The 25,066-nt window shown below is 64.1% G+C and carries 18 protein-coding genes and 1 CRISPR repeat array; of the genes, 5 read left to right on the top strand and 13 right to left on the bottom strand.

The annotated features are described in order from the left end of the window. Positions 1–10: 10 nt before the first annotated feature. Positions 11–244 carry a hypothetical protein gene (locus DVU_RS16620; RefSeq protein WP_150103631.1) on the bottom strand — a complete coding sequence of 78 codons (234 nt, stop codon included), beginning with the start codon at positions 242–244 and terminating at the stop codon, positions 11–13. A 755-nt stretch (positions 245–999) separates the two neighbouring features. On the opposite strand from DVU_RS16620, the gene DVU_RS16615 reads away from it, so the two are divergent. The 5 genes from DVU_RS16615 (at position 1,000) to zupT (ending at position 9,505) form a co-directional block, all read left to right on the top strand. After that, complete coding sequence (locus tag DVU_RS16615) at positions 1,000–2,547, top strand: sigma 54-interacting transcriptional regulator (RefSeq protein ID WP_011176720.1); 1,548 nt, start codon at positions 1,000–1,002, stop codon at positions 2,545–2,547. Between the two features lie 955 nt (positions 2,548–3,502). Then, a complete protein-coding gene (locus tag DVU_RS16610; RefSeq protein WP_014524693.1) occupies positions 3,503–5,668 on the top strand; it encodes an autotransporter domain-containing protein in 2,166 nt (721 codons plus the stop codon). A 199-nt stretch (positions 5,669–5,867) separates the two neighbouring features. After that, positions 5,868–7,916, top strand: coding sequence for a sensor histidine kinase (locus DVU_RS16605; RefSeq protein WP_014524692.1), 2,049 nt, complete (start codon positions 5,868–5,870; stop codon positions 7,914–7,916). After that, positions 7,903–8,550, top strand: coding sequence for a response regulator (locus tag DVU_RS16600; protein ID WP_011176714.1), 648 nt, complete (start codon positions 7,903–7,905; stop codon positions 8,548–8,550). Before DVU_RS16605 ends, DVU_RS16600 begins: the two co-directional genes overlap by 14 nt. A 121-nt stretch (positions 8,551–8,671) precedes the next feature. Then, complete coding sequence (gene zupT, locus DVU_RS16595; RefSeq protein WP_011176713.1) at positions 8,672–9,505, top strand: zinc transporter ZupT; 834 nt, start codon at positions 8,672–8,674, stop codon at positions 9,503–9,505. 116 nt (positions 9,506–9,621) lie between these two features. Further along, positions 9,622–11,435: direct repeats of the CRISPR family, unit length 32 nt; unit sequence GTTTCAATCCACGCCCCCGCGTGGGGGGCGAC. A 178-nt stretch (positions 11,436–11,613) separates the two neighbouring features. On the opposite strand, the gene cas2 is transcribed toward zupT, so the two are convergent. The 12 genes from cas2 to DVU_RS16535 all read right to left on the bottom strand — a co-directional run bounded on the left by cas2 (position 11,614) and on the right by DVU_RS16535 (position 25,041). Then, positions 11,614–11,904 (bottom strand): CRISPR-associated endonuclease Cas2, encoded by a 291-nt coding sequence (cas2, locus tag DVU_RS16590; protein WP_014524691.1) that lies wholly within the window; start codon positions 11,902–11,904, stop codon positions 11,614–11,616. A gap of 4 nt (positions 11,905–11,908) precedes the next feature. Continuing rightward, positions 11,909–12,940 carry a type I-C CRISPR-associated endonuclease Cas1c gene (cas1c, locus tag DVU_RS16585; RefSeq protein WP_011176711.1) on the bottom strand — a complete coding sequence of 344 codons (1,032 nt, stop codon included), beginning with the start codon at positions 12,938–12,940 and terminating at the stop codon, positions 11,909–11,911. Beyond that, the gene (gene cas4, locus DVU_RS16580; protein ID WP_011176710.1) at positions 12,924–13,562 is read right to left on the bottom strand and encodes a CRISPR-associated protein Cas4; all 639 of its coding nucleotides are present in this window, start codon (positions 13,560–13,562) and stop codon (positions 12,924–12,926) included. The genes cas1c and cas4 overlap by 17 nt, the downstream gene beginning before the upstream one ends. 1 nt (position 13,563) lies before the next feature. Continuing rightward, positions 13,564–14,436, bottom strand: a complete 873-nt coding sequence (gene cas7c, locus DVU_RS16575) for a type I-C CRISPR-associated protein Cas7/Csd2 (protein ID WP_011176709.1) — start codon at positions 14,434–14,436, stop codon at positions 13,564–13,566. 2 nt (positions 14,437–14,438) lie between these two features. Further along, a complete protein-coding gene (gene cas8c / locus DVU_RS16570) occupies positions 14,439–16,277 on the bottom strand; it encodes a type I-C CRISPR-associated protein Cas8c/Csd1 (RefSeq protein ID WP_011176708.1) in 1,839 nt (612 codons plus the stop codon). Next, entirely contained in the window at positions 16,274–16,957 is a 684-nt protein-coding gene (gene cas5c / locus DVU_RS16565; RefSeq protein WP_011176707.1) for a type I-C CRISPR-associated protein Cas5c, read from the bottom strand. Before cas5c ends, cas8c begins: the two co-directional genes overlap by 4 nt. 13 nt (positions 16,958–16,970) lie before the next feature. Continuing rightward, positions 16,971–19,208 (bottom strand): CRISPR-associated helicase/endonuclease Cas3, encoded by a 2,238-nt coding sequence (locus DVU_RS16560; RefSeq protein WP_014524690.1) that lies wholly within the window; start codon positions 19,206–19,208, stop codon positions 16,971–16,973. A gap of 321 nt (positions 19,209–19,529) precedes the next feature. Then, positions 19,530–22,010 carry a hypothetical protein gene (locus DVU_RS16555; RefSeq protein WP_014524689.1) on the bottom strand — a complete coding sequence of 827 codons (2,481 nt, stop codon included), beginning with the start codon at positions 22,008–22,010 and terminating at the stop codon, positions 19,530–19,532. A gap of 59 nt (positions 22,011–22,069) precedes the next feature. Beyond that, the gene (locus DVU_RS16550) at positions 22,070–22,537 is read right to left on the bottom strand and encodes a type III secretion system chaperone (protein ID WP_011176704.1); all 468 of its coding nucleotides are present in this window, start codon (positions 22,535–22,537) and stop codon (positions 22,070–22,072) included. 373 nt (positions 22,538–22,910) lie between these two features. Further along, on the bottom strand, positions 22,911–24,263 hold the full coding sequence (locus tag DVU_RS16545; RefSeq protein WP_011176703.1) for a transglycosylase SLT domain-containing protein: 1,353 nt from the start codon (positions 24,261–24,263) through the stop codon (positions 22,911–22,913). A gap of 10 nt (positions 24,264–24,273) precedes the next feature. Beyond that, a complete protein-coding gene (locus DVU_RS16540) occupies positions 24,274–24,690 on the bottom strand; it encodes an ATP-binding protein (RefSeq protein WP_011176702.1) in 417 nt (138 codons plus the stop codon). A 15-nt stretch (positions 24,691–24,705) separates the two neighbouring features. Then, the gene (locus tag DVU_RS16535; RefSeq protein WP_011176701.1) at positions 24,706–25,041 is read right to left on the bottom strand and encodes an STAS domain-containing protein; all 336 of its coding nucleotides are present in this window, start codon (positions 25,039–25,041) and stop codon (positions 24,706–24,708) included. Positions 25,042–25,066: the final 25 nt, after the last annotated feature.

Below are 25,066 nucleotides of genomic sequence, written 5' to 3'. Positions count from 1 at the left end.
ACGCCCGGCGTCATGGGAGAATGCCGGTTACCGCCACGCCATGCAGCATGTTGTGGGCCGGTTGCTGGCGCGTCATGCCGTTTACCGCCCCGTCATGCCGGATGCTGGCGGGCAGGATGGCGGCGGGTGGGGCGGGCAGCACACATGCCGGGACACCGCCGTATGTCTTGCGACAGCACCCGCGCACTCCCCTTGCGTCATCGGCACGCGTATTCCCGCCATCGGCCCACAGTCCTCTCGTCATCCCTCGGCCAGCGGGCACCTGCGGTGCGTCATGCACCCGTCCTTATGCACCTTTTCGTGATAGGTCGGACAGCACCATCCGTAAAGTCGTTTTCGACGGATAGCCGTGTAGACGTGGGCCTTCATTCCATCCGGCTGGCGAGGTGACGCGGGGGCGCGAAGGGCTACCTGTGCGATGGGGGCGGGTCGGAAGCGACGGGGCATGGCGGGCAGCTTGTCCGGGCGTGCCCTGCATTCCCCTGCGCAGGGGCTGGCGTGTCTCTGCCTCTCTTCTCATCTCCCCCGGCCTTCACTGCCTATCCCTTCGGTGCAGGATGGCGTGATGCGGGCGAGTCCGGGGTGCAAGGGGCGACCCGTGGCACGGGAGTGGGGCGACCGGTCAGGCCGAAGGTCGGCGAATGCGGCGACCGGCCAAGCACCCAGGTCGGCCAAGTACGAAGGTCAGGCGCACAGGGGAGGCGGGCGCGAAGGGCGGTCACGTTCCCATCAGAGTCGATGACATTTGCGTCATTTTTGATTCGCGATATTTGCTTTTTTTGTGAGCACAGGCCCGGGCTCGACCCCGCGCAGGCATCTCCCGCCGACCCCTGTCGTACGCGGGCGTGGGCGGGCGTACCTCGCATGTGCCCCGGCATCCGGCGCGTAACGGCCTGACATCCGCCTCATATCAGGGGGTTGCCCGGTGTGCTGTCGGCGCTTCATGGCCCGTGACGCGCACGCCACCGGGCGAGGCACGGCTATTGCTTCATCCGCCCCATGACATGCACCGTACACGCTCTCAAACTCAAGGCCCTGCGCGCCATCAGCAACGTCATCGACCGGGCGTTGCAGCTTGAGGACGCCCTCACCGAGACCTTGCGCGTGCTGGCAGAGACCCTCGCCATGCAGCGCGGCACCATCACGCTGCTGGACGGCGAGACGGGGCAACTGGTCATCGCGGCGTCGCACGGCCTCTCGCGCGAGGAACAGGAACGCGGCGTCTACCGCCTCGACGAGGGGGTGACGGGCACCATCTTCAGCACCGGGCGGCCCTACCTCGTGCGCGACGTGCGCAACGACCCGCTCTTTCTCGACCGCACCGGGGCACGCCGCGTGGAACGCGGCAAGGTCTCGTTCCTCGGGGTGCCCATCCTCAGCAAGGGGCGGCCCGTGGGCGTGCTGAACGTGGACAGGCTGTTCGGTGACGCGGTCTCCTGCGCCGAAGACATCGAGTTCCTCGAAGTGGTCGCCACGCTGGTGGCGCAGTTCCTGAGCCTCAACGAGCAGGTCGCCGCCCGCGAACGCGCCCTGCGGCGCGAGAACATGCAGCTGCGGACGCGGGTGCTCGATTCGCGCGGCGACTTCATCGTGGGGCGCAGCGGCGCCATGGCAGAGGTGCAGCGCTACATCCAGCGGGTGGCGGGCACGCGGGCGACGGTGCTGCTGCTCGGCGAATCCGGGGTGGGCAAGACGCTCATCGCACGGCTGGTGCATACGCTGTCAGAGCGCGAGCATCACCCGTTCATCAAGGTCAACTGCGCCTCCATCCCCGAATCGCTGCTCGAGGCCGAGCTTTTCGGCCACGAGAAGGGCGCGTTCACCGGGGCTGTCTCCGCCCGTATGGGCCGCTTCGAAGAGGCGCACGAGGGCACGGTCTTCCTCGACGAGATCGGCGAGTTGCCGCCCGGTATTCAGGCCAAGCTCTTGCGGGTGTTGCAGGAACGCGAGTTCGAGCGGCTTGGCAGCAACAGGACGCGCCGGGTCAACGTGCGCATCGTGGCTGCCACCAACCGCGACCTCGCGGCGCAGGTGGATGCCGGAAGGTTCAGGCAGGACCTCTACTATCGCCTGTGCGTCTTCCCCATCCGGGTGCCGCCCCTGCGCGAACGCCCCGAAGACATCACCGGGCTGCTCAACCACTTTCTCGCCAAGGTCGCCCGCGACTACGGGCGCAGCCTCGTGCTGGCACCCGATGCGCTCGAGCTTCTGCAACGCTACGCATGGCCCGGCAACGTGCGCGAGATGGAGAACCTCATCGAACGCATGGCCATTCTCACCGACGGCACGCTGGCGGACAGACGCTTCGTCGAATCGCTGCTCGAACAGGCACCCGCGGGCGATGACGGGCAGATGCGGGCGGGGCTTGCCGTGCCGCCCTCGCTGCGCGAGGTCGAACAGGGCGAGTTGCTGGCTGCGCTGCGACGCAACGGCTGGATACAGCACAAGGCCGCCCGTGAACTGGGCCTCACGCCACGGCAGATGGGCTACCGCATCCGCCAGTGGGGGCTTGCGCCGCTGGTGGCGTCGGAACGCGCCAAGGGGTAGGGGGCTGACCGGTGACCGGGTGAGGGGGGGCGTCCCCCTGCTACGGGTTATGCCCGGCATTCGGCCTGTAAGGCCTCTGGTCACCGTTTCTACCTGCTATCGCAGGCTTTGTGCCATTCTTGAGCTGTCCCCCTCCATCGGAGGGGGTGCTTGTGTTCAGCTGACCGTCCCCCGCCCGGTGCCGATTCGGCGCTCGGCGGGCTCTACCTGTTTTTTCCTGAACGTCCTTGCGTACATGGAGTCCATGGGTCTGCCCGGCCACGCGTCGCTTCAGGCGCTGTTTCTCCTCTTCAGGCCCCTTCAGGCCCCTTCCGGCGACGCGCCTCGGTCGCGTCCCGTCCGCCGTACCTGCCGCGCCACCTGTAAACGCCGCGTCGGACATCCCGTGCCGTCGGCACAGGGAAGCTGGCGTCATCCCGGCTTCGGCCTGCCTGAGAGTCCCGAAACCTTCGCCTCGGCGACTCTGTCCTTTCGCATGGCGAAGGCGCCCTCGGCCTGCGTCATGGACGGATAGCCGGGGTACATGGAGTCGGGACGGCCGAGTCCTCGGAATGGCGAACGAGGCAGGCGACGGAGTCGTTCTTCCAACGTTCTTGAATGCTGCCCTGTACGTGTTTTCACGGACAGACGGACAGCCATGGATGGATTAAGGAAGTGCGGGAAAAAGTATTGAACACAGCAATCATGGAATACAAGACGACATCCATCGCACCCCAAGGCATTCACCATGCATCTGGCATGCAACGTTGCTTGTCACTTGTTCATCACCATGTTGAGCCGCTGTACGTCATGTTGTCATTTGGCTTTGCATTGAAGTGCAAGGCAGTATGGTGATGCCAAAGTCAGGGAAATGTCCTTCCAAGTCTTGATAGAGTCGCATCGAATATATGCAAAGCGCATATTCTATGTCCAATATCGTTGATATGGAAATCAAAGAAAGCATCTGGAGCAGTAAATGTTTATTCTCAGACATGTTAACGTGTTGTTACGCGACGTGGCGTTACCATCGCTGTCTCGTGTCGTCCTTCTCATTCTTGCCGTTGCCTCTGTCGGGTTCGTCTTTTTGGTCCCGAAGCATGGCGTATCGGCTACTGTCGATTATGCATCGAACTATAGGGATGTCATAGGCAATGCTCCCTTCTTGAACGGCCCTATAAGCATTGGCGGGACAAACAATCTAGCGAGCCACGCGGAGAATGTTTATTCATCTGGAAATATCGTCAATATCAATGGTGGTGTTGTCGATTTAGGCATCTGTGGTGGCTATTATAACGGTACGGTAGATAGTGATGTAGCCTCAAGCGGCAATGCAGTGACAATAGGGTCTGCATTCTCGGGCAGCAACAGTATCGATGTCTATGGTGGGTTTGCACGAAACGTAAATGCCTTCTCGATGACGGCTTCCGATAACACCGTGACCGTCAACGGCGGGACAGCGCGTAGTGTATACGGCGGATTCGCGTATGTAGCCAGCATGACAGGACCATGCGTCGCTACGGCCTCCGGAAATACCGTCAACATCAACGAAGGTACCATATACGGCGTTTATGGCGGGTATGCCGGTGCCAACTTTGGGGCGGGACCCCATACCGTATCCGGAAACACCATCAATATCAGCGGCGGCACCATAGATGATGTTTTTGGCGGGTATGTCGACACGCACTATGGCACGGGACAGGTCACGAACAATGTCGTGACCATCAGCGGTGCCCCGAATCTGGCAACCGCACGTCTCTATGGTGGCTATTTAGGTATGAAAACCGATGGTGATGCCTTCAGCGGCAATACCCTGAATGTGAAGACCGCCGGGCTGGATGTGGCGAGTCTTTCCAATTTCCAGTATGTCAACTTCTATCTTCCTTCCTCCTTGTCAGCGGGGGATACAGTGCTGAATGTGACGGGCACTGCAGACCTGACTGGCAGCGCTGGGCGGTCTTCCACCGTCAACGTGGGAATTGACGGCGGTTCTTCGCCCCTGCAGGTAGGCGACACCATAACACTCATTGACGCCGGAACGTTGGTCACGAATGGCGGCCTCAACTCCACAGCGCGCGGTACGGGCATGCAGGGTGTGACCTTGGTGTACAAATTTGATCTGGCAACCGAAGACAACAGGCTGCTAGCCACGGTATCCACAGATGCGGTGCCCGCAGTGAACGAACAGACCAAGACGCTTTCAGAGGGCTTTGTCTCCGGCATGGGCATGGTGACGCAAGCTGCCGACGTGGCAGCCGGGCAGGGCATGGACTCTGCCGTCTCTGCCGCCAAAGGCGGGTCGGCTGCTGGCGGCGGGGCCCCTGCCGGGTTCGGCGCCCTCTCGGGCGGTTCCGTGCGCTACAACACCGGTTCGCATGTGGACATGCACAGCGCATCCCTTATGGCAGGTCTGGCCTGGGGAGCCGATGTCCCGCTCGGTCGCCTGACGTTCGGGCCGTTTCTCGAATACGGTACCGGCTCATACAACACCTACAATTCGTTCAGCGACGCCGCATCGGTCGAAGGGGACGGCAGCACCCGCTACTTCGGCGGTGGCGTTCTCGGCCGCATGGATTTGGCCGATACCGGCCCCGGCCATGTCTATGTCGAAGCCTCTGCCCGGGTGGGTGAGCTGCATAACGAATACGAGAGTTCCGACCTGCGCGATGCCTCCGGGCGTAGCGCTGAATACGATTCGTCATCCATGTATTACGGTTTGCATATGGGAACCGGCTATGTCTGGAGCATGACGGAGAATGCTTCGCTTGATATCCATGGCAAGTATTTCTGGACACGGCAGGAGGGCGACTCCGTCAAGCTGTCCACCGGCGACCCCATCGACTTCAAGGATGTGGACTCCAACCGTCTGCGTCTCGGTTCGCGCTTCAGTTACATGGTGACTGAACATATCGTCCCCTACATAGGCGCGGCATATGAGCATGAGTTTGACGGCACGGCCCGCGCCAGCACCAACGGGTATGCCATGGAGGCACCATCCATGGGCGGCGATACGGGCATCGGTGAACTGGGGCTTATGTACACGCCGTTGGCATCGTTACCCGTGTCCTTTGACCTCGGCGTGCAGAATGCCGTGGGTAGGCGCGAGGGCGTGACGGGCAGTCTGCAAATCAAATATGAATTCTAGCCGCAGGCATGCCCTGCGGTCGGGATATGCCTTGTGCTCTTGGATGTGGCAGGCCGTGACCCGTCGAGGGTGTCATCCCCGATAGGTCGAGGCCGCCTGTCCTTTCGGAACATGGCGGGGGGATTGAAAGATCCCCCCGCCGTCTATACAGTCCGTCTGTCGCATGAAGCGTGCGACATCCCCCCCGCACGGACCGATGATGAACAGAAACGCACCGCGCCTTTCCTTCCCTACCCGGATGCTCCGGGCATTCCACCCGGTTCCGCTGCTCGTGGTGCTGCTCGTATCTGTCTTTATCCTGCCGCCGTACGGTCCGGCGCGGGCGGCCGACGGCTTGCAGGCCGAAGACGGTGTGCTGGACCTGCGGGACTTTGACCCGGAGACCATGGGCCCCGCTAGGCTGGACGGTGCATGGGAGTTCTACTGGGACCGTCTGCTGACGCCGCAGGACCTCGCTGCAAACCCCGCCCCTTCGCCATCGGGCCTGCTCTCGCTACCCGGCACATGGAGGGGGATGCCCGTAGACGGTGAAAGGCTGGGCGGCACGGGGCAGGCCACTCTGCGTCTGCGTCTGCGCCTCTGGCCGGAGGCGAACACACTCACATTGCGGCTCTTCGACATCCCCATGGCCTACCGTTTGTGGGCCAACGGCCAGCTTGTGGCGATGAACGGCGTCGTCGGTACGGATGCAGACAGCGAGACGCCTCTGCGATCACTGGTGTTGGCCACCATCACCCCCGAAGGGGAGAATCTGGAACTGGTGCTCCAGATATCCAACCATCATTTCCGCGCCGGTGGCGTGCCTGAGGGGCTACTGCTTGCCCCGCCCGGCCCTCTGGAGACGGAACGCGACAGGACATGGACCTTCTCCTACTTCTTCGCAGGCTGCCTGCTGATCACACTGCTGTACCACCTCTTCCTGTTCCATCTGGACAGGAAGCAGGTTTCTGCGGGGTACTTCAGTGGCTTCTGTCTGTGCATATTGTGCTTCTGCATGACCTCCAACACCTCCTTCTGGGCCATTCGCCGGTTCCTCCCTCCCTTGCCGCCCCAGTGGTCTGAATACGTCCCCCTCTTTTTCTATATGGCCTGCGCTCCCATGCTCTTCCGGTTCTACTACTCGCTTTACCCGAAGGTCTTCCACCCTGCCGTCCGCCATCTGGTCGACCTGCGCTTCGCGATATTCCTTCTGCTGCTGCCGATCGCGCCAGACCACCGCATCTCCGAGTACATCGCATTCAGTATCCTTGTCGGGCTGGGCTGCGCCATCTATTACGTCGTGCGCCTGTGCTCCTGCGCGCGGCGCGGGATGAACGGCGCAGGGTTGCTCCTGCTCGGCAGCGCGGCATCCCTGCTCGCCAGCCTGAACGACGGCCTCTCCCACATCAAGCATATCAACACGCCCTACCTGATCGAATTTGGCATGCTCTTCCTGATCGTTACCCAGTCGCTGGCGCTGGCCAAGCGCTTCAGCCATGCATTCGCATCCGTGGGAAAGCTCTCCGGGGAACTGGAGCGCAAGAACCAGTCTCTCTTGGCCGAGATGGAAGAACGCAACCGGCTAGAACAGGAAGTGATCAACATCAGCGAGGAAGAACGCCGGCGCATCAGCCACGAACTGCACGACGGCCTGTGCCAGAAACTCACCGGTGCCCGGCTGCGCGCATCCATTCTGAGCAAGCGGCTTGCCGGAACGGATGACTCCACCACCATGGACAGCCTTGCGGCCCTCTTGGACGCCTCCACCGACGACGCCTACCGCACCTCGCGCGGTCTCTGGCCCGTAGAACACGACCCCGCCATGCCCGGCCCCTCGCTGGACGACCTGGCCCGTCGCATCGCCAAGGATACGGGCATAGACGTACGGCTCGAGATGCGCCGCCACTGCGGGCGATGCACCAACCCCAACATGCGCACCCTGTACCGCATCGCGCAGGAGGCACTGACCAACGCGGCCAAACACGCACAGGCACACACCATCCGCGTGAGGCTGCGCTGCCCCGCGCAAGACGGTGTCATCCTGACCGTTCGCGATGACGGCATAGGCCGCACGGCATCCGCGCGGCAGGGGGCCCGGACGGGGGGGCTCGGCCTCGGCATCATGGCCCACCGTGCCGGTGTCATCCATGCCAAGCTGACGATAGAGGACGCACCGCAGGGTGGTACCATCGTCACCTGCGCAGCCCCGTGCGACAGGCATGCGTCCCCCAGCTCCACAAGGAGAACTCCCCCCGATGCTTCCCGTTGACCCGTCCCCTGCCCGCGCCGATCTTCGTTTCCTGCTCATAGACGATCACCCGGCCGTACGTCAGGGGCTGAACCTGCTGTTGGAGTCCCACGGCTACACGCCCGGCGTTGAAGCTGCGACCCGCGCCGACGCCAAGGGATGTCTGGAACAGGCCACCTTCGATCTGGCATTGCTGGACCTTTCACTGGCCGACGGCAGCGGTCTGGACCTGCTTGCCGATCTGGCCGAGCATGGTGTCCGCATCCTGGTCTATTCCATGCACGAAGACCCCGGCACCATAGATCGGGCGCTGCGTTGCGGTGCGAACGGCTATGTGACCAAGCGTGAGGACCCCAGCGTGCTGCTGGAGGGGATAGAGGGCGTGCTGCGCGGTGAACGCTTTGTGAGCGAACGCGCCGGATCGAGTCTGGATGAGACGGCTGGCGCTCGGGCCATGGACCCGCTCTTTCTGCTCAGTGATCAGGAACGGGCCATCTTCTCGGCCGTGGGGCGCGGTGAGAGCAACATGGACGTCGCCGGAAGCCTCGGTATCAGCCCGAGGACGGTGGAGACCTATCTGGCGCGGATGGTCAACAAGCTGGGGCTGTCGAACGTCCGCACCCTGCGTAAGTTCGCCATCAACTGGCGTGAGTAAGAGCCTCCCCGAACGGCCCCCCGGCCATGTTATCGATTGAAAGGCTAATAAAATCTCAAGTATGGTACCGGGAGATGTCGGCGGCGTACAGGCCGTCCGATACGCTGACCGGAGGGCCTCTATGATTGACGACGGCAATGTCCTGCTCGCGTTCGGTTTGACGCTCTTCGCCGGTTTGGCCACCGGTGTGGGGTCGGCCATCGCATTCTTCGCCAGACGGACGGACACGCGGTTTCTGGCCGTGGCGTTGGGCTTTTCCGCCGGGGTGATGATCTATGTCTCGTTCGTCGAGATATTCCGCAAGGCGTATGAAGTGCTGGCCACGCAGACCACAGAGGTGCTTGCAAGCTGGTACACTGTGGCTGCGTTCTTCTCGGGGGCGCTGCTGATAGCGGTCATCGACAAACTGGTGCCCGGTTACGAGAATCCGCACGAGATGCACACCGTCGAGGAGATGGACATGGGCCGTGCGGCCCTGCCGCAGGACACGAAACACGATTTCGTCAGGCTCAAGCGGGCAGGGGTGCTGGCGGCCGTGGCCATCGGCATCCACAACTTCCCGGAGGGGCTGGCCGCCTTTTCGGCAGCCTTGAGCGACCCGGCGCTTGGCGTCGCCATCGCCGTCGCCATCGCCATTCACAATATCCCCGAGGGCATGGCCGTCTCCGTGCCCATCTACTACGCCACGGGCGACCGCCGGAAGGCGTTCCTCTATTCCTTTCTCTCCGGCGTGTCCGAACCGATAGGGGCCCTGGTGGGATATGTGGTGCTGCGTCCCTTCTTCACGCCCATGGTGTTCGGTCTGCTCTTCGCCTCTGTGGCGGGCATCATGGTCTATATCTCGCTCGACCAGTTGCTCCCGTCGGCGGAGGAGTATGGCGAGCACCACCTGTGCATTCTGGGCGTCTTCTCCGGCATGGGGGTGATGGCCCTGTCATTACTGCTCTTCCTGTGAGGCGGGTGACGGCCCCGCTGAATCTCCCGGTTATGTGGTCATTTCGCGGGTTTGACGCCTCCCAAGCCCGTGCGGGGGGCGACGGCGTGCCGCGCTGTCGTCAAAGAGGGAGAGCTGTTTCAATCCACGCCCCCGCGCGAGGGGCGACATAGCCAAGGTGACTGATGCGTGGGCACTTTCGCTGTTTCAATCCACGCCCCCGCGTGGGGGGCGACCTCGATGCCGAGCGATGCACCGCCCCCGCCCGCGTTTCAATCCACGCCCCCGCGCGGGGGGCGACGCGCAGCGTTACGGGCATAACCGTATCGATCAGGTGTTTCAATCCACGCCCCCGCGTGGGGGGCGACTTCAGGCTGCAACGCCTGCCACAACCGATGCACAGGTTTCAATCCACGCCCCCGCGTGGGGGGCGACCTGCCGATTCGAGACGGGCGGCTTGGGGATAGTAGTTTCAATCCACGCCCCCGCGTGGGGGGCGACGCAACAGGATTGCCGTTGTCACCACCGGCAGGTCGTTTCAATCCACGCCCCCGCGCGGGGGGCGACTCCACCAACACGGTCAACATCCGTTCCGATGTTGTTTCAATCCACGCCCCCGCGTGGGGGGCGACACAGGTAGTTGTCATCATCCTGCGGTATCTGGATGTTTCAATCCACGCCCCCGCGTGGGGGGCGACTCACGAGCCACGCTCCATAACGCCTATGAGATCGTTTCAATCCACGCCCCCGCGTGGGGGGCGACATCCCTGAACAGTACGCTCTGCGCCGCCAGGGAGTTTCAATCCACGCCCCCGCGTGGGGGGCGACCGCGGAGTACACTGCCCCGTGCGCGTTGAGGCTGTTTCAATCCACGCCCCCGCGTGGGGGGCGACACTACGAGCTTGTGACACTTCTTGGCATCACCGTGTTTCAATCCACGCCCCCGCGTGGGGGGCGACCTTGCGCGTGTAGGCTTCGCAAGCCTGCGACTTGTTTCAATCCACGCCCCCGCGTGGGGGGCGACGTGCCGCTGCATCATCGCAACGTCAGCAACCGCCATGTTTCAATCCACGCCCCCGCGTGGGGGGCGACGCTCGTCAATTTCGTACTGCGCGTAATTCTTCGGTTTCAATCCACGCCCCCGCGTGGGGGGCGACCAAGTTCGGCTGCGACCTCACGCGCCTTCTGCCGTTTCAATCCACGCCCCCGCGTGGGGGGCGACCCCGTGATGGCACGCTGCACCATGTCGGTCGGGGCGTTTCAATCCACGCCCCCGCGTGGGGGGCGACCGCCACTTGTGCATCGCGGAGGGCGTGGGCGTTGAGTTTCAATCCACGCCCCCGCGTGGGGGGCGACCCGTCCAGCGTGGCGGCTTGAAACCCTGCGGCGCGGTTTCAATCCACGCCCCCGCGTGGGGGGCGACCGGCGCAGGCTGGCATGGCGGTGCAGTGCATCGCAGTTTCAATCCACGCCCCCGCGTGGGGGGCGACCAAATGCACTTGAGCACGGCGCGACCGGCGGCGTGTTTCAATCCACGCCCCCGCGTGGGGGGCGACCTATGGAACTGTTGATGGTCTTCCTCCAACTGGTTTCAATCCACGCCCCCGCGTGGGGGGCGACGATGCAGGAACGTAGAGCAAGCGAGGTGTGTGATGTTTCAATCCACGCCCCCGCGTGGGGGGCGACTCGCCACGATGTCCACGCACTCGCCGCGCTCAAGTTTCAATCCACGCCCCCGCGTGGGGGGCGACGCGATGCCTGATTGATTCTTGGTGCCTCCAAACAAGGTTTCAATCCACGCCCCCGCGTGGGGGGCGACTTGATGAGTGGCGCACTCGCCAGCCTGAGCATGGCGTTTCAATCCACGCCCCCGCGTGGGGGGCGACATCGACGCCCTCCGCGACAGGGTAACGAGACTGGTTTCAATCCACGCCCCCGCGTGGGGGGCGACTGTCGGCCATCAAACACGTTGGCAGTATTGACCTTGCGACGAGGGTTCCGCGAACCGGGCCAGCAGCACCGCCAAGATGTGTGACCAGCCTGCATTAAAGGTTACGCAATTCAATGAAAACAGGTCATTGTCATGTTCGCGAACCTGCCGGGAAAAACAGGGTCGCTTGGGGTTCGCGCTACAGAATCAGGGGGCCTTCTGGGTCGTAGGCGGGCTTTGCGCCCACATGTTCGACCTTGTTTCTCCAGTTGGCCCCCAGATAGTAGAAGCGCAGGCAATCCTTCTCTTTATCCATCTCGCTGAGTAGCCGATGCTTGAGCTTCGCCCATTGTGCAGGGTCGACCACGCATTCGAAGACCGAATACTGCACCCGTTGTCCATAGTCCTGACATGCCTTGGCGATGCGCCGTAAACGCCTCTGTCCGCCCGGGTCTTCGAAACTCACGTCATAGCTTATCAATACGAGCATGGCGTCATTTCCATACAAAGGGCGGGTAGCCGTCTAGGTCGCCACGAAGCCACCTTGCCATGAGCATGGCCTGTACATGGAAGACAAGCCCCAAGGGGATGCGCTCATTCAGGAACGGATGGACGATTTCGTCCTGTTTTCGCTTCTGGTATGCCACGAGCAACGCCTTGCGGGCGTCATCCGTCATCCGGACGGCACCCGTCTCCTGTATCTCGAAGTCGCTCTTCTTGAGCTTGCCGAGATTGATGAGCGAAAGCGCCAGCCTGTCGGCGACAACGGCCCTGAACTCTTCCATGACATCAAGTGCAAGGCCGTGCCTGCCGGGGCGGTCGCGGTGCAGGAACCCCACCGCCGAATCGAGCCCGACGCCTTCCAGCGCACTTCGCACATCATGCCCGAGCAACGTGTAGATGAACGACAGCAGGCAGTTGACCCTGTCCAGCGGAGGGCGACGGCTGCGTCCCTCGAAGCGGAACGCCGCCTCCCGTGTCAGGATGAGGTTGTCGAACACGCTGAAGTAGCCTTTGGCTGCCTCGCCCTCGATGCCGCGCACGGCATCCAGCCCTGCGGGCTGTTGCAGGCGCATGAGGCAGGCCCTCAGGTGGAGCACTTCCGCTTCCAGCGCCACCCCGTCGACCTTGTCACCATGGTCTCTCATGGCCCGTTGCAGGACGCCGCGGGCGTTGACGACCTTGGCGCTGACGATGCTTCGCGCCACCTCGGCGCTGGCTTCCGGCGAGTCGGCCCTGCGGTATTGCTCGCGCCTGAGAAGGACATTCCCGGATACGGGGCCTTGAACCCGCGCAAGGAATCGCCCGTGCTCGGTCAGGAAGCTGAAGCCAAGCCCGCGTTCGGCGGCGAAGCCCATCAGGAAAGGACTGCACGAGACCTGCCCGAAACAGACCACGCCACCAAGGGAATGCACCGGCACACGCAGTCTCACCTCGTCTCCCACGCGCACGACGATGCACTCGCCCTCTTTGGCGAGGTAGGTGCCCTGCGTGGTCACATAGAGCGTGTTAAGCAGTTTCTTCATCGATTTCCGCCATGGCAGCCAGATACTTCCTGACCTTCGTCTTTCCCGGAAGCCTCGGCATACACAGGTTGATCAGTGAGCATGCGTCACATCTCGATGCCTCATAGTGGGCCGGGGGCGTATGGCGGGCATCGACAAACTGATGCAGGCGTGCCGCCGCCCTGACTGTCTCGCCGCGCAACGCGGCATCGAAGGCGACAGCCTCTCTGCGCCTGGTCTTGCCGTAGAAGAGCGCGCCCTCTGTGACCGGCACGCCGAGCATCTCCTCAAGGGCCATGGCCTGGGCGCAAAGCTGGATTCTGTCCCAGTTGGCGCGCTTGCTGCGGCCCCGCTTGTATTCGACGGGGTAGACATCCCCGGCGTCCGGGCCGAACTCGACCACGTCGGCGACCCCGGACAGGCCGAGTTGCAGCGAACGCAGGGAAACACTGCGTGCGATGCGCTTTCCGGCACGCACGCAGTCCTCCCCGGCGTCGACCTTCTCGTGAAGGATGCGACCGTCCGTCGTGAACAGATTCTCCTCCCATACCCGTTCGATATGGATGAGCGCACATTGCCGCTCGCAGTAGAGCAGATGCTGCAAGGCGGATATGGGAAGGAGATCGTCTTCGGTGAATGCCATGCTACAGCATCTCTTTGACCTCTACGCCTTCGGGGGCCTGCCCCACTGTCACCGCATAGTCGGCAAACGACCGGGCGGGGCCGGACGAACCCTCTGCACGGCTGACCTTCACGAGGTCGAACAACTTGTGGGCGGGGGCGTTGCCGAGCCTGTTCTGGTGCTTGAAGACGATGAGTTTGCGGCTGCTCATGAGGCCGCGTGCCGCCGAACGGTCGTGCTCGAACATGTTGACGAGGGCGTCCCAGAACAGCGTCAGGTCTTCATCGGAGAAGCCTGTCTTCTCTGCCAGCGGTGCGGAGATGAAGCCGTGCGCCACATACAGGCCGTAGGGCACGATGTGCTTGCGACCCATGGTGCGGTTGTCTCCCTGCTGCTTTTCGGCCTCTGCCTTCGTGGTGACTGCCATGCGGGTGATGCTCACCTCTTGCGGCACGACGGGTTCCACACTTCTGGCAAAGGCCATCTGCACGGGGCCGCGCACCTGCCCGCAGTTGACCTCTGTGGTCATGACGGCGCCGAACGTGCGGATGTCGTAGAAGTTCGTGCACATCCAGTCGGTGACCCTCTTGGCGTCTTCGACCTTCTTGGGCAGTTTCTTGGGTTCGGGTTTCAGGTCGCAGGCCGTGTAGGCGCGTTCGTGGGTTTCGTTGAGAATGGCCTTTTCCTGAATATAGATATTGAACCGCTCGGCACCTTCTTTTGTCAGGGCCACATGGTTGCGTATCTTGCGCTTCAGGCACACGTCGGTGACCAGACCATGCCCGGTCTCGGGGTCGATGCGCGGCATGTTGCCCGCGTCGGGGTCGCCGTTGGGGTTGCCGTTCTCCACATCGAAAAGCAGCACGAACTCGTATCTGTTGGCAATGGCGGTCATGGCTAGTTCTCCTTGTTCTTCTTGGTGAAAAGGGCCTTGCGCTGGTGGTAGTAGCCGATCATGAACAGGCCTTGTTCGTCGGACGACATGGTCACCGGAAAATCGCTGATGTTGTCGATAATCTCTTGCATCATGATTTCGTAGTGGATGGCCGACCCCTTTCTTTCAGGGTCCTTGCGGAGTTTGGCCGTGTGGTTGGACGCATTCTTGAGCAGCATGTGGAATACCTGCCCCGGATTGGCCGATGCGGAGGCCAGATAGCGGTCCTTGATGGTGGCGTTCGCACCGGGCACGGCATCTTCCTGCGCTTTTTCCAGAACGGCGAAGAGTCGTCCGAGCAGGTACGGGCGGTCTGTTCTTGCGGGGTCGAGAGACACGGGCACCTCCAGCTTTCTGTTTCTTATGAGATACGCCTTGATCAAGGCGGCTCGATAATACGTCACAACTTCAAGCCTATAGCGGCTTTTATCTTCTGGTCTGGCGTGCTCGGCGCGGATGCGTCCAAGCACGGCGGGCAACAGGCTTTGCGGATAGGGCCCGCCGGTGAGCATGGCCCTGAATAGCCCGCCTGCAAGTACAGGCGAGATGTTCTCGGTCTTGTTCAAGACGGCAGTCTGCCGCAGCAGGGTTGAAAGAGACGGGAACTCCTGCTCGTTGTTGAATTGCGGAATGATCTCGAGTTCACGGTAGTGCCGCCCCACCTTGTCCAGCATGTGACCGACGGTATCGACCTCCCAGAAGCGGACGGACAGGCGGGCGGCGTTGGGCGACAGGCCAAGCACATGGAAGCGCACGGACTCGTCCATGTCGGGCATGATGTCCGTGGCGCGCTTGCCGGAACGGATGGCCACAAGCAGGTCGTGCATTCTGGCAGCGGCATGGGGGTCGTCTCTGGCTGTGTCAGGCTGGCTGCCTTCTTCACTGTCTTCCGGCGGCGTCCCGTTCGAGGACTCCGGTTTCGCCGTGGTGGAAGGCGGGTCGAACATGCCTGCAAAGATGTCCTCTGCCGGGCTGCTGCGTTCGGCCCAGAAGACCACGGTGGCGTCAGCGATGGTGACCTTCTGTCGATTTGACGGGTTGAGCAGGTAATTCAGGGCTGTGACATAAGAGAATGCCGCTTCTTGACTGACGGGTGCATTGATCGACTGTTCTTTCCCGTAAGATTCAAAGGCGGTGTTGTTAAAGGACACTATCGAGGCAACAGCCTGTGCACCGCGAACGCCGTCTCGCCCGCCTTTGATCGACGGATGGAGTTGGGCAATCGGCTTCTGGCGCTCCCCGGTGATGAGGCATTGACCACATAGCCCTTGCTCCCGCCGGTTCAGGCAGTTGGCCCAAGCCTGCCGCGCAGCCGGACGCTCATGGACGAAGCCCGGTTCGCCCTCGATGCGAAAGACGATATTGGAGCCGATGACCTCTTCCGAAACCGGAAAAGCGGAGAGGTCTTTTTCGCCGTGTTCAAGGAACTGCAGAACGGCGGCAAGGTCTTGGTCTGCAGTGTCACAGTAGGCCTTGATGTGGGCAATGAACGCGGCGTGGCACTTGTCTGTACGTTCCTGCTTGCCCTTGGCGTCCACCCCCAGAATATAACTGGTGTTCTCCCACAGGAAGTTCGGTTTGATGCCGTTCCCCTTCTTTTCCGCGATAGGAACCAGCATCTTGCGGGGCCGCAGCTTCTTGCCTTCCTGTTCCCGCAAGTCCTCGATGCCCCGTAGCGTCCCTTTCGCATCCAGCACCAGCGCGAACGAGATGTTCTCCATGCTGGTCCCGTAGGGCGGCATCCCCGCATCGGGGTCTGCGCTCATGCGCTGGTAATAGCCATGCAATGCCTGCAGGATCATGCCCTCACCTCCGGTGACGTGCGCGACGGGGGCGTTATCACTCCGTCTTCCATGACGGCCTTGAAGAACAGCGGCGTCATGTCGCGTTCGAAGTCGATGTCGAGCAGCATGTAGCCAAGGTCGCGCTTCTCGCCCGCGTAGCACGAGAGCGGCACATCCCCCTCCAGCAGTTCGAACGACGCCGGAAACTCGCGGCAGCCGAGGCATGGCTGCTGGAACGACTGCCCGGCGCGCGCACGACGCCTGAAGATGTCCAGATGCTTGCCCGCGTTGTCTTCCGCTCCGGCCTTGTCTGTCAGTTCGAAGTGGGCTTCGATGACATAGTCGACGTTGCGCAGCAGGGTCGCCGCCCGTTGCTGGCGGTTGCTGCCGTCATCGACCAGAAAGTAGAGCGGCTTCCTGTCGCGCATGGCCGTTGCCGGATTGGGCTTGGGTATCTTCGAACTGACCTCGTTGCGCCGCACGTTGTCGAAGACGATGGGCCGCAGCACATGAATCCTGTCCACAATCCACCTGATGGCCGGCTTCCAGTGGATGGCCTCAAGGATGCCCCGTGCGGCGGAAGGGGGCATGACATCGTATGACACCCGTTCCACCTTCATCTCCGGCCGCGTGAAGCAGGCGTAGTCGCCCCATACCCGCAGTCTGATGCCGTATGTCTTAACAGCCCCATGTGTCATGGGTACCTCCTTTTCAGCTGACGAGGCCTTCAGGTTGCCACACTTCGACGGAGTCCACGCACAGGCCCATGTCTTCGCTGTACGCCGCCAGATTGCGCAGCACCGGATAGGCATCGCCTATCATCTCGACCGCACCGGCAGACCGGAGTTTCTCCAGTTCCCTGTGCCTGACCGTCACCGAATACTGTTGCAGCTTGCGCAGGACAGGGCGCGGGAACTCGCAGCCGCGCAGTCGCCGCACGAGGTCTTCCACCTCCGGCCCCGTGGGGATGACGAGGGCCGTTCCCTCGTCGTCGATGAACCTGAAGTCGTTGGCGATTTCTCTGAACTTGAAGACCATGTCCCTGTCCACCTGCCCTCTCAGGCGTTTGAAGATGTCCTTCCTGTCCAGTTCCTGCACGTCATAGATCAGCCCGAAATAGCGGCGAATGGCCTCGAGGCCGAGAGGGTCTGCTTCGGGCAGGGTACGCAGCGTCTCTTGGGCGCGACTGGCGCAGCGTTGCATCCACGGCATTCGCGCGGGTTTTTCCGGCTCGTAGACGACGACCTGCCCCGGTTCTGGAAGCCGCCCTTCGCGGTTGCACCGCCCCGCGGCCTGCGCGATGGAATCAAGCCCCGCCATGGCGCGGTACACGACCGGGAAGTCCACATCCACACCGGCTTCGATGAGCGAGGTCGACACGACACGGCACGGCAGCCTGTCCGCGAGGCGCTGGCGGATGGTGCCGAGCACACGCCGCCGGTGTTCGGGGTACATGTTGGTGGACAGGTGGAATGCGCCCTCGCGCTCTTGCAGCAGGGAGAACACCGCCTGTGCCTGCGGCTTGGTGCCGACGATGCACAGCACCTGTCCGTGCCCGTCGAGCCTTGCGGCGAGTGCGGCATCGGTCAGCCTGCCTGCGAGGGTGACTTCGGTGCGTTTGAGGTCGGTGTAGAGTCGTTGCGGGTCGGCGATGATCTCGCGCACATGGTGCAGGCGCACCCTCTCTGGCAGGCTTGCATCATCGACGGCAGGCTGCGTGGCGGTGCACAGAACCACCGTACACCCGTACTGCCCCACCAGTTCCTTCAGGGCGTAGAGGCAGGGTTCGAGGTATTCCGTGGGGATGGCCTGTGCCTCGTCGAGCACGATGACACTGCGGGCGATGTTGTGCAGCTTGCGACAGCGCGACGGCCTGTTGCTGAACAGCGACTCGAAGAACTGCACGTTGGTGGTCACGACCACGGGCGCGTCCCAGTTCTCTGCCGCCAGACCGCGCCACTTGTCGTAGCCTTGCTCTTCCGGCTCGTCCTTGCTCCTGTAGTTGCAGTGGTGCTCCAGCACGTTGTCCTGTCCGAACACGTCGCTGAAGACCTTGGCGTTCTGTTCGATGATGGACGTGAACGGTATGGCGTAGATGACCCGGCGCAGGCCGTGGGTGACGGCATGGTCGAGGGCGAAGGCCATGGAGGAGAGGGTCTTGCCGCCGCCCGTGGGTACGGTGAGCGAGAAGAGGCCCGGCGTTTCGCTGGCGCGCGCCCGGCAATCGTGCAGCACGGTCTTGCGGATGTCGTTGACGCGGGAGGGGAGTGCTTTGCGTTCCACTGTATCGAGGTGCGTGTTCAGGGCATCGCGCAATGCCACAAGCCCCAAAGCCGAGCGTCCGTTGCGTGCCGACGCTTTTTCAGGGGTGCAGAACGCCTCGGTATCCAGAAAGTCCGCGTCGGTGAGGCATGAGAAGAGCATCCGCGTGAAGAAGGAGAGGGAGAAGCCGGGGTGTTCGGGGCGGCAGGTGAAGGGCGGCTTCAGCACATCGGGGCGGATGTCCACCGAAGGGGGCGAGACATCGGCGGGAAGCCGTTCATGCTTCAGGCGATGGTGCAGCTGCCCATCTTGCAGGCCGCCATCGGGCAGTCCGCCGTGGTGTCCCGCGATGGCATACGACAGGAGCAGCCCGCACGTGCTGCCCTGTTCCTGCGCCAGTCGTGCCCCGCAGATGGAGTGGTTGACCCGCACGGGCCTTCCTTCAAGGCGTTGGGTGAACTGCGCGGTGGCCTTGCCTGCGTCGTGCAGCAGCCCGGCGGCCTTGCCCCACTCGCGTGCGCCGAAGGCCTCTGCGAATGTGGCGGCAAGGTTCGCCACATTCTCGAGGTGCGCGTCCAGCCCTTGCCAGTCGGACTTGTCGGGGTTGGGCGTGGAGTGCGCGTAGTAGCGTGCGTTCTTGAGTGTGTTGTCGTGCCCGCTGGCATGTTCGTCGCCGCCGTCGGCCATGTGCGAATCTCCTCGTATTGATCTTCAGATGATTAAATTTGTGAATGAATACTCACAATTCATGAGCGATGTCGAGGGGGTCGAGGCCGCTATTGCACGGTAGGTCGCCTTTGTGTGCGGCGTGCACTGGGCCGACCACCACGCATCCCGCGCGGGGGGACGCGCAGCTTCCTCCGGGTGCTTGCCGCGTTCGATGTCCCATCCCTGCCTCAATCCCCGTTCCTGCCCCATGCCCCCGTGAACGACGAAGCGGGACGACCCGTAGGGGCCGCCCCGCCATTGCGTTGCGTGGTGTCTGGTGGTGTCGGGTGTTTCAGCGCATCACTGCGGCTGGATGTCCCAGTTGTAGTCGAGGTTGGCCACGGTGTCGGAGATGACGGGCTGTCCGTCCACCATGCGCAGGGTGCACGAGAACGACATGGTGGTGGCCGACCCCGGTTGCAGTTCTTCCATGCCGTGGCCTGTCATCAGGTGGGCGGCGGGTTCGGTGCGCGTCGCGGTGAAGCGGCCCGTGGCGGTATCGAAGGTGTAGCGCGTGCCGCCCCCGCCCCCGCCTCCGCCGGGGCCGGCACCAATCACCTGGAATGCCATGCCGCTGCCCAGTGTCGACCCGGTGAGTTCCACCAGCGGTGCCATCGACGCCTGATTGGCAAGACGCGTGAGGGCCAGCCGCAGCGCGGGGTCGGCAATGGCCTGTGTGACGCCTTCGGTCGTGCTCACGTCCACGCCGTTGACCATGAGGGTGTCGGAGCGTTCGACCACGTCGAGGACGAACGCCTGCGCCACGCCGGGGGCCGCCTCGTTGAGCACGCCGGCCCCGAAGTCGTTGGTTGCTATCCCGGTCAGGCTGCGCTGCACATGCGGGTCGATGGACGGCATGAGGGGCTGCTTCTGGGCCTGCGGGACCTGAAGTCGCGTCTCGAGCCTGTCGACCAGTTCACCGGTGAGGAAGCCGAACTTCGACAGATGCCCTGCCACCTCGCTGGCGGGCGTCATGCGTGCGCCCACCGTGAACGCCATGGTGTGCGCGATGGCGGCGCTACGCATCTGTTCGCCCTTTGGCGAGGTCAGTTCGGCGTAGACCGCCTGCGCATCCTGGTCGGTCATGCCGGCAAGGGCGAGGTCGACCAGGGCTCCGAGGTTCTCGGTGGCGCTGTCGATGGAGTCGCTGGTGCCTTCGATGCACTGCACAAGCTGGTCATGCAGCGGCATGTACTGCGCCGCAGGCCCCATGGGGCCGCCTGCGATGGGCTGACCGGCGAAGCCAAGCTGCCCCATGGCCGTGAGCGTGGCCGTGGCCTGTGGCAGGGCCGCCAGCACCTGAAGGCGTCTTGCGGGCGAAAGCGGTGCCAGCACCGCCTCTTGCGCGGGGGTGAGGGGCGTGGGGCAGATGAGACGTTCGGGCGACTGCGGCCCCACGGGGCGTGGTGCCGCGCCGCCAGCACCCGGCCCGCCAGGCCCACCGGGGCCTCCGGGGGCACCACCCGCAACACCGCCGGGCGCGGGGGCGAAGTCTGCCGCATCGAACATCACCTCGTTGCCGATGCGGGCCTCCATGTGGTCGGCGCGGGTGAGCGAGCGTTCCATCGAGCGCACGAGGTTGCCGCACAGCCCGGCGAAGCGGTTGCGCTCGGGCCCTGCGGGCATGGCTGCCAGCGTGGTGCGCATGTTGGCCATCATGGTGCGGATGCCGCCCGACGAACCGAGGGGGTTGCCCGCCTGAAGCATGGTCTGCTGCGCCGGGGTGAGAATGGCGGCGCTTTCGCGGGTGAAGTCCTTGAAGGCCTGCTTCACGCCGTCGGGGATGCGCTCCTTGCGCGACCCAAGCGCACTGCCCGCGCCACGGGTGGCGATGAAGCTGAAGGCATGACCGATGGCCTCGCGCAGGTCGGTGCGCAGTCGCACGGGCCTGTCGGGTACGCCATCCTGCCCGGCCTGATGCGCCGCCCCGGAGAGGGTGCTCAGGCGGCAGCCGTGCGACTCCATCTTGAGGAACATGCGGCGCGGCGGCTGACCCCCCGCCCCTTCGGGGATGACGGCGAAGAGGGTGGTGGCGTTGCCGTGGGGCAGCCCGTTGGGGCCCTGCGGGATGTCGATGCCACGGTGCGTGTTGGTGTGCCCGTCCACCACGGCCCGCTGCATGTCGCTCATGTGGCTGGACGAACGCTGGTACTTCTCGGGGCACTGGTTGAGGAAGGCGGCGAGATGGCCTTGCGGGTCTTCGATGCTGAAGGCCCCCGCGCTGAACGCCTGTCCGCCTGCGTTGGCCTTGGCGTCGAGGAAGAGCATCACGTCGGCCACGTCCTGCGCCGTGGGGTTGGGCTGGGCGTGGCCCGCCAGCACGTCCTGCATCAGGGTCTGCCCGTGCTGCATGCGCCCGGCGAGGTGTGCGGAGAGGTTGGCGCGCGCTGCGGCACGCTCGGCATTGGGCAGCGAGCGTATCATCTGCGCGAGGTCGCGCCCGTCGTAGGTCACCTGCCCGCCGCCGGGCATGGCAATCTGCACCTGTGCGGGCAGGCCCGCCGTGGGCGTGTGGCTGGTGCGCACCTCGGCGAACCAGCGGCGCATGTTCTGGAAGAGCCCGCCGGGGCGTGCCTGTCCGGCAAGACCCTGCGGCCCGGGCTGCGCGATGTGCTGCTGCCCCGCCTGTTGCGCCACGGCGGGGTGCGCCACACCCTGCATGTGCTGCGGCAGGGGGTGGGCGGCCTGTTGCGGTGCGCCCTGCACGGGTGCGCCGGGGGCCTGAAGGCCGCCGGGTTGACCGGGGCCGAGAAGAGGCTGGTTGAGGATCAGCGGTGCCATGCTTCCTCCATGGTCGCGCGCTACCGTGAGCGGTGCGTGCGGTGGCTTCGTGGGTGCTGTTAGATGCGGATCATGCCGGAGAAGTCGGTCGGTGCGCCGGAGGCTGCGGGGGCCGTGCCTTCGGGGGCGAGGCGTGCGCGCCAGTACCGTGCAGCGCCGACCATGGCGGCGAAGAGTTCAGGGAAGGCCATGGGGTCGCCTGCCACATCTACGGGAAGTTCGATGAGACGGTGGATGGACAGAAGGCCCGTCTCGCGGTCGATGCCCATGTTGCCGCCCGCAGAGAAGCCCCACATGTAGTTGCCGCAGAGGATGTCGTAGAGAAGCCCGGTGTCGTCGGGGTCGACCCTGCCGGGGATGATGCTCACCACGAGGCTGGACGTGTCTTCGGAGAGGTAGATGATGGCGCCCATGTCCTCATCGATGCCGAAATCGACCTTGTTGGCGTCGTCAAAGGCCAGAGGGCCGCACTGAAGCGTTTCGGCCAGCCCGTCGAGAATCTGCTGTGCGTTTTCACGAATGGTCATCGCATCGCTCCTTGCTTTTACCAGTGCTTTCCAATCTCCGTGCCAGCGGGTGGCGCGGTGTCGTAACCATGTGTATTCCTGAAATGTGTCGCGTTTGAGGCGTGCGGGATGGCGCGGACGTGCGTGGAATGCCGCATCGTCTGTGCCACCATCGTTGGCAGTGATGCCTGTCGTGCCGACATCGGTGGCATTGCGACCTCCCGTGGCGTGGTGCCCCGTCCGGTTCCGTGCTGTCGGCTGTGATGCCGTTCGGTCGATGCGGTCGGCCCTGTCGTCTGCCCGGACGCCTGCCCGGACGCCTGCCCCGTTGGGATGCCGTGGGGGCGTGGCGCGAAGGGCGCACGGTGCCCCCCACCGTGGTGCATGACGGCGCTCATCGCATGCCGTCCAGTACGCGCCGCACGAAGGTGCGGGTCTCGTCGAACGGGGGCATCCCGCCGTATTTCAGCACGTTGCCGGGGCCTGCGTTGTAGGCCGCCAGCGCCAGTTCGAGGCTGCCGAAGCGGTCGAGTTGCTGCCGGAGGTAGCGGCTTCCGGCCTCGACGTTGGCTTCGGGGTCGAAGGGGTCGTCGAGTCCCAGTTCACGTTGCGTGGCGGGCATGATCTGCATGACGCCCTGTGCCCCGCGGGGCGAGACCGCGCCGGGGTCGTAGCCCGATTCGGCCCTGATGACCGCCGCGATGAGGCGCGGGTCGAGGGCGTGGGTGCGGCTGGCCTTGTCGATGGCAGACTCCCAGAAGGGGAAGGCGGGACGCGCCACACGCAGGCGTTCCGCCACGACCACCGGCACCATGCGCGGCAGGGCGAGGCGCGCCGCGTGGGGCGAGAGGGCGTAGACATCCATGCTGTCGAGAAGGTTCTCGGAGGTTGTGGCGTGCTGCGAGACAGACGCGGTAGCGTGTTGCGATGCGGACGCGGTAGCGTGTTCCGAGACGGACGCGGTAGCGTGTTGCGAGACGGACGGGATGGAGTGCACCGTGCCGGAAGTCGTACCGTAACGTGTTGCGGACGCAGGCGTTGCCGTCGTCACGGCTGCCGGGGCATCCGCCGGTCTTGCAGCCGGGCCGGACGGTTGGGACGTCGTGGTGCCGGACGCCCTTCCCGAAGGTGCGACCCGTGCCCCATCGCCCACGGCATGAGGGATGCCGGATGGCGCAGGGCTGTGCGTTGCGGTCTGTGCGTCCGGCCGTACCGGGCGGGCAGGTCGTTGCGGCACTGCCGTTTGCGGCATCACCCCGGCGGTATCTGCCGGGGGTGTGGTGGTCTCGGCGTGACCGGAGGCGACGTCTGCGGATGACGCCGGGACGCGGGCAGAGGCCGTGGCTGCATCCGCGTCATCCAGACCATCTACGCCATGCACACCATGCCCACTGTTGGCGTGGGGCGCACCGTCCGCATCGGGTGTACCGTTCGTCTTGTCCGCGCCGTTTGCGCCACCCGCAACGTTTGCGCCGGGCACATCGGAGTCATCGGGCACACCGCCCGCACCGGGCGTCGCACCGCGCACGAGGGGGCCATGCGGCACAAGGCGCACGGGCTGGCGTTCAGAGACGTTCACCTCTTCGGAGATGATGCCGTACAGTGCGGGCTGTCCCGTCTCCGCCGTCACCGTCTCCCACGGGCCGAGCACCAGCACCGCCAGCGCGCAGCACCCCGCCAGCGCGGGCCATGTCCGCTTCGTGGCGGGCATGGTGCGGTGGGGATGCGTGGCGCGGGTGTGGTGCATGGTGCCCCCGTCAGTCGCCGAGGGGGAAGTAGAGTTCGATGTGGTTCGACGCCTCGTGGTGGCTGTAGCTGTAATGCCCCACCATGGACTTGATGAGATGCACCCCGAGACCGCCCACGGGCCGTTCCTCCACATCCAGCGAGGTGTCGGGCGTGGGTGCCTCGCTGAAGGGGTTGAACGGTGCGCCCCAGTCCCTGACGGTGAGGCAGAAGAAGGGCGCGTCGTCGAACAGCACGACACGGCAGCCCACCTCGGCCTTGCCGGGGCTGTCGGGGTAGGCGTAGCTGAACACGTTCACCAGCAGTTCTTCGGCGGTGAGCTCCACCTGCGGGATGATGCCGCGATGCTGCTCGGGCATATGCTCGGCGATGAAGGCGTTGACCGTGGCGAGGTGCTCGATGCTTGCCGGAACAGAGAGGGTGGCCATGCGTCCGTCCTCCGGCTAGGCGAGAGAGGCGAGGGCCTCGTCGAGACCGGGGAACACGGCGAGCATCGACGTGAAGCCGGAGATGCGGAACACCTCTGCCACCATCTGTCCCACATTGCAGAAGGCCAGTCCGCCCTTCGCCGCCTTGCTCGCCTTGAGCAGCGAGAGGATGCCCCGCAGCCCCGCCGAGCTTATGTACTCCACGCCGCCAAGGTCGACGACGATGCGCCGCGCCCCGTTGTCGAGGCAGGTGCGCCATGCCTCGTCGAACGAGGCCACGGTGGTGGCGTCCATGCGCCCGGTGAGGGAGATGACGGTGATGCCGTCGCGTTCAGTGGTGACAATCTGCATAGAGGCTCCGATGGGGCGCGCGGCC

Source organism: Nitratidesulfovibrio vulgaris str. Hildenborough (assembly GCF_000195755.1).
Taxonomy (GTDB): Bacteria; Desulfobacterota; Desulfovibrionia; order Desulfovibrionales; family Desulfovibrionaceae; genus Nitratidesulfovibrio; species Nitratidesulfovibrio vulgaris.
This window is presented reverse-complemented; position numbering and strand designations above follow the sequence as displayed.